The organism is Stenotrophomonas sp. 05L414_2 (assembly GCF_056397905.1).
The window spans coordinates 1-5,570 of sequence record NZ_JBFTOJ010000227.1 but is presented as its reverse complement, the minus strand read 5'-3'; the positions used below and the strand labels follow the sequence as shown (position 1 = coordinate 5,570).

The following is a 5,570-nucleotide window of genomic DNA, read 5'->3' as shown; positions in this document are numbered from 1 at the left end:
TGGCCCGGCGCTACCGAAACGGAAAAGGGCGGATCCTCGCGGATCCGCCCTTTTTTCATTTCGCCGCCGGTGCCGCGTTGGCCTGCCAGCCGCACATCTGGCCTTCGTTCTGCTGCTTCAACCAGGCATTGACCGGGCTGAAGTACTCGATCATCGGGCCGGCATCGAGCTTGTCCGAGCCGGTCAGTTCCTTCAGCGTGGCCTGCCACGGCTGGCTGGCACCCTTGCTCAGCATCGCCCAGTACTTCTGGCCGGCTTCCTTGTTGCCGTAGAAGGTGCACTCGTGCAGCGGGCCCTTGAAGCCGGCGGCATCGCACAGGCCCTTGTAGAACTGGAACTGCAGGATGCGCGCCAGGAAGTAGCGGGTATACGGGGTGTTGCCCGGCACGTGGTACTTGGCACCCGGGTCGAAGAATTCCTCGCCACGGGCGCTGGCCGGGGCCACGCCCTGGTACTTGGCCTTCAGGTCCCACCATGCCTTGTTGTAGTTGTCCGGGGTGATCGAACCATCGAACACGCCCCAGCGCCAGCGGTCGATCATCAGGCCGAACGGCAGGAACGACACACCCGACAGCGCCATGCGCATCTGGTTGTTGATGACCGCTTCGCGGCTCTCGGTCGGCGCGTCGACCAGCCCGATCGAGCTGAGGTACTTCGGCGTCATCGCCAGCACGATGGTGTCGCCGATCGCTTCATGGAAGCCATCGTTGGCGCCGCCCTGGAACAGCGGCGGCAGCGGGTTGTAGGCCAGGTCGTAATAGATGTGGCCCAGCTCGTGGTAGATGGTGGTGAAGTTCTCTTCGTTGGGCTTGATGCACATCTTGGTGCGCACATCGCCTTCCATGTTCATGTCCCACGCACTGGCGTGGCAGACCACGTCGCGGTCATCGGGCTTGATGAACTGGGTCTTGTCCCAGTACGACTGCGGCAACGACGGCATGCCCAGCGATACGTAGAAATCCTGTGCACGCTCGGTCATCTGCTTGGCGGTGCGCAGTTCGGCCTCGCGTTGCGCCTTGTACTGCGCGGCTACGTTCGCATCCTTGCCGGCCTTGGCCAGCGCCGCGCTCAGGTTGGTCTGGTACTGCTTTTCCAGCGCTGCAGTGATGTCCAGGCTGCCGGCGCCCGGGTACGGTTCCAGCTGGTCCCACAGGTTGGACCAGTCCTGCTGCCACATGTTGCCCATCAGGTGCGCGGCGATCAGGCCGTTGCCCACCTCGGCCTTGTCCTTGCCATAGGTCTTGTCCAGCTTGCCGCGCGCGTAGCAGTGCAGCTGCTCGTACATCGGCTTGACCTGTTCCCACAGGCGATCGGTTTCCGGGCCGATCTGCTCCGGCGGCATGTCATAGCCACTGCGCCACATCTGCCCGGCATCGGTGAAGCCCATGCCCTTGGCACCTTCATTCACCAGGCCGACGAACTTCTGGTAATCACCGCGCATGCTCTTGGTGGTGCTGTGCCAGCCCTGCCAGGCATCGAGCTGCTGGTCATAGTCGCGGCTGCGCGCCAGCACCTGCTCCAGTTCGCCCAGCTGGCGGCAGGAGTTGGGATCGTTGGCGTCGGTGCAGTACTTGCCTGCGCCGTAGCTGCCTTCCATGCGGGTGGCGATCTGGGTCAGTTCGGCCAGCTTGGCCGGGTCGCGCGGCGCCGGCATCGACGACATCAGCTTCAGCAGGTGGATCGCGCGCTTGCTGTCTTCGCTCATCGGCTTGCCGTCGAACTTGCCGGCCTGCTCGATCCAGCTGTTGAGCTGGGTCAGCGAACGCTCGTTGGCCTTGGCCGCGATGCGCTCTGAATCGCTGTTGATGTAGGTGGAGGACAGCCACTGCGCCGAGGTCATCTCCGGGTAGGCCGCCTTGAATTCGGCATTGATGCGGGCCACGAACTGGTCAGCGGTTTCGCCGGCCGGTGCACTGCTGCTGGCGGTCTCGGTGCCTGGGGCGGCTTCCTTCTTGCAGGCGGCCAGGGCCAGCGTGGCGGCGGCGATTGCCGAGGCCAGCAGGAGATGACGGTGTTTCACGGGCGATCCTTGGGTGGTGAACGACCGCCGAAGGCTAGTGGGCAGGCGTTGCCACCGCAAGTGGCGGAAGTCGGCCGGGCGGCGCCCAGGGACCGCGACATCGCATGCGCGCTGTCGCTCCCACGCTTCGCTGCGCGAAACGTGGGCCCCACTTACCAGCTCCCAGACCCCCGCCGCTTCGCGGCCGCCCCCTGACTCAGGGGGCTCTGCCCCAGACGCAATTCGGTGATGGCAGTAGATCCACGCCATGCGTGGATGAGATCTGTCAGAAATCGAGACTCAAATTCGGATCCGACCCCGTGCCGACCAACGGTCGGCACCCACCAACAGCAGCGGAAATCTGTCGAAGGCGGGGTGGGTCCGGTTGCGGGGGCGTGAGCGCCATGGGCCCGAGGTATGCCTCGGGCGGGTTGGGCAGGACGCCCAACCCCGGTCTTGCCGTGTGCGCAGGACAGCGCACACGAGCAAGGCGCGACCGAGCCTCCATGGACGGATTTACGGCGTCCCCCGCAACCGGACCCACCCCGCCTACCCACAGGAACCCCGCTGTTGCTGTTGCTTCGGCCGTTGCCGTTGCCTCTGCGGGTGCAGGGCGCAGCCCTGCCGACAAACCCTAACTCTCGCAGCCGGCGAACAGGTCGCGATCCCGCTCGTACAGCGAGGTTTTCACCTGCATCAGCCCCAGCACCGACGGGAACAGGTTGTCGTGGTCGGTGTAGCTGGCCGAGCGCTTGCGCACGCACTGCAGGTCCAGTCCACGGCTGCTGGCGAAGCCCGGCGAGAACCACATCGTCATCGGCACCCGGGTCTGCTCGGCCGGTGCGATCGCGTACGGCACACCGTGCAGGTACAGGCCCTTTTCGCCCAGCGATTCACCGTGGTCGGACAGGTAGATCATCGCCGTGTCGTAGTCCTGCAGGCCCTGCAGCGTGCCGATGGTCTTGCTCAGGAAGTGATCGGTGTACAGCACGGCGTTGTCGTAACTGTTGGTGATCTCTTCGCGCGAGCAGCGACCAATGTCCTGGGTGTCACAGGTCGGGGTGAAGCGACGGAAGGCGGCCGGGTAGCGCTCGAAATAGGCCGGGCCATGGTTGCCCAGCTGGTGCAGCACCACCACTCGATCACCCGGGCGCGCACGCACCTGCGTCGCCAGGTCCTGCAGCAGGATCTCGTCCATGCAACGGCCATCGGCACACAGCCCCGGCGTGGTCGCGTCCGACAGCGACTGGAAGTCCAGGCCCTCGCATACGCCCTTGCAGCCGGACTGGTTGTCGCGCCACAGCGGCGCGATGCCCGCGCGGTTCAGTACATGCAGCAGCGACTGGTGCGCACGGATCTTCTTCTCGTCATACTCGTGGCGTCCCCATGGCGAGAACAGGCAGGGCAGCGAAACCTCGGTGCTGGTGCCGCAGGAGTGCATGTCCGGGAAATTGACCACCGCCGCCTGGGCCAGCTCCGGCGTGGTGTTGCGGCCACCATTCAAGCCCCAGTTCTGCGCGCGTACCGTTTCGCCCATCACGATCACCAGCAGGCGTGGCTTGCTCGTTGCTGCGCGCGGGGTCGCCTTGGCATCGGTACCAATCGGCAGCTTCGGCGCGCGTTGCACCGGGTTGTCGCCGCGCAGCGCACGCGGCAGCCCCAGCAGCACATTGGCCGGCGTTGCCAGGTAGCGCACTTCGCGCTGGTTGCGCATCAAGGCCGACACATCCTGGAAGGACACCAGCGCGCCACCGAGTGCGGTGACCGCAGCGACCAGCAGGAAGCCGATGCGCCACAGCAGGCTGCGGCCCCAGCTGCGGCGGCGCAGGTCAACACGCCACAGCACCACCATCGGCAACACAGCCAGCAGCAGGACCGGCCACAGCAGCGACACCGTCATCAGTTCGCGGCTTTCCTTGGGGTCGGTAGCCAGCACGTTGCGCAGCATGTCCGCATCCAGATAGATGTGGTAACGGCTCATGTAGTGCGCGGCAAACGCGGTGACCAGCAGCAGCACGCTGATCACCACCTTGGCATTCCAGCGCCACACCAGGATGCCCAGCAGCACACCGTGTGCACCCAGCAGCAGCAACAACAGCGAAAGCGCATAGCGCAGGCTGCCCGGATGGCTGGCCATGGCGCTGTGCCAGAACAGGCCATTGCCGGCCACAGCGAAGAACAGGCTGGTCAGCACGATCAGTGCTTCGGTGGACAGCTGTGGCCGCCATGCGCGGATGCTGGCCAGTGTCGGCAGCCGCAAGGAACGTTGGACCGATGCGTTCATGCAACCGCCTCCTGGCGGGTCGAGCGATCCAACTGGCGGCGGACCACCAGATACAGGCCCAGCGACAGCAGCCAACAGATCAAGGCGGTGGCAACGTCATGCGAAAGGAAGTGGGCGCCGCGCAGCTGTTGGCCGATGCCGAACACCAGGCCGCTGCCGAGGCCGATCCACAGCCCGGCCCAACGCCAGGCGGGGCGCCACAGCAGCGCGAAGAAGTACAGGCACATCCATGCGTATCCCGCGCTTGCGTGGCCGGCGGGGAAGCAGGCGCGGGCGGCCATGCCGGTCGGGCGGCTGCTGAGAAGACCGACGAACGGATCGTGTCCGCCATAGCGCAGCAGATCCCACGGGCAGTCCATCGGCACCAGCGACTTCAGCAGCGAGATCAGCCCGGTGCCGAGTGCCACGGCCACCACCACATACAGCAGCGCCCAACGCAGCGTGCGATCGCGGCCGCGGCGCCAGTGGTGGAAGCACAGCAGCATCGCCACCAGTGCCGCAGCGGTGCTCAGCCACTTGCCGGCCTTGTGCACCACCGAACGCGTCAGCCATGCATCCTGCAGCGCCCAGCGGCCGCCTTCCAGCCGGAACAGATGGTCGGCCAGCCACTGGTCGCCACCCAGGCCCATCAGCACGGTGAACACCGCAACGCCGATGACAGAAGGCAGCCAAAGATGGGTAACGGCAAAACGCGACGCCAGCAGCGAGGGCGCAAAGGAGACTGCCGGGACAAGAGGGCGAGCGGGCATGCAGGGAAGGGGCCGTTACGGGAATCCGCGGCCATGCTCGTCACTGGCATGTCGGAGAAGGGTCGTACACGCGTTTGCGCCGGGTTAATCGGTGCCCGGCGCGCATCATCGTTCAGTCTTCTTCGTCGTTGGCGCCTGCACGCTCGGCATGGCAGGCCGCATCCCAGGCGGTGCCCGGAAGCAACTGCCAACGATTGCGATTGGCAACACCGATCTCGATGACCTGGGCCGGATCGACACAGGGGCTCATGGCCTTGTCCAGTACCAGCAGCCAGCGCTTGTCCGGCGCCTCGGCCAACCATGGACCGGCGTCGTGCCACTGCTCTGCCCACGGCCGCTTGAAGCCGAACTCGCGCACCGGCCGGTCGGCCTGCAGCAGGTTCTGTTCGCGCCAGGCCACCAGCGCCAGTTCCGCATCGGGGCCGATCCGTGTGCCCACCCGGCGCATCACCGCCGACGCCGAGGCGTAGGGGTCCAGCGCCGGTATCAGCACCAGTCCGTACAGCATCCACAGCAGGCCGTGGGTGAGCAGTACCAG

Annotated in this window: 3 protein-coding genes and 1 pseudogene; all 4 read right to left on the bottom strand. The window is 65.9% G+C overall.

Translation table 11 applies throughout. The features are described from left to right. Window positions 1-55 precede the first annotated feature (55 nt). Complete coding sequence (locus AC1DJN_RS20455) at window positions 56-2,020, bottom strand: M2 family metallopeptidase (RefSeq protein ID WP_025877075.1); 1,965 nt, start codon at window positions 2,018-2,020, stop codon at window positions 56-58. A 613-nt stretch (window positions 2,021-2,633) separates the two neighbouring features. After that, window positions 2,634-4,283, bottom strand: a complete 1,650-nt coding sequence (locus tag AC1DJN_RS20450; RefSeq protein ID WP_248149043.1) for a phosphoethanolamine transferase — start codon at window positions 4,281-4,283, stop codon at window positions 2,634-2,636. After that, window positions 4,280-5,032: a phosphatase PAP2 family protein gene (locus tag AC1DJN_RS20445; protein WP_032977237.1), complete on the bottom strand. Its 753-nt coding sequence runs from the start codon at window positions 5,030-5,032 to the stop codon at window positions 4,280-4,282. Before AC1DJN_RS20445 ends, AC1DJN_RS20450 begins: the two co-directional genes overlap by 4 nt. A gap of 112 nt (window positions 5,033-5,144) precedes the next feature. Continuing rightward, window positions 5,145-5,570, bottom strand: a pseudogene (locus AC1DJN_RS20440) (hypothetical protein); the annotation flags it as partial.

Excerpts from the sequence above, each read along its gene's own strand:
- AC1DJN_RS20445 (WP_032977237.1), bottom strand. The coding sequence starts at position 5,032 with ATGCCCGCTCGCCCTCTTGTCCCGGCAGTCTCCTTTGCGCCCTCGCTG.
- AC1DJN_RS20450 (WP_248149043.1), bottom strand. The coding sequence starts at position 4,283 with ATGAACGCATCGGTCCAACGTTCCTTGCGGCTGCCGACACTGGCCAGC.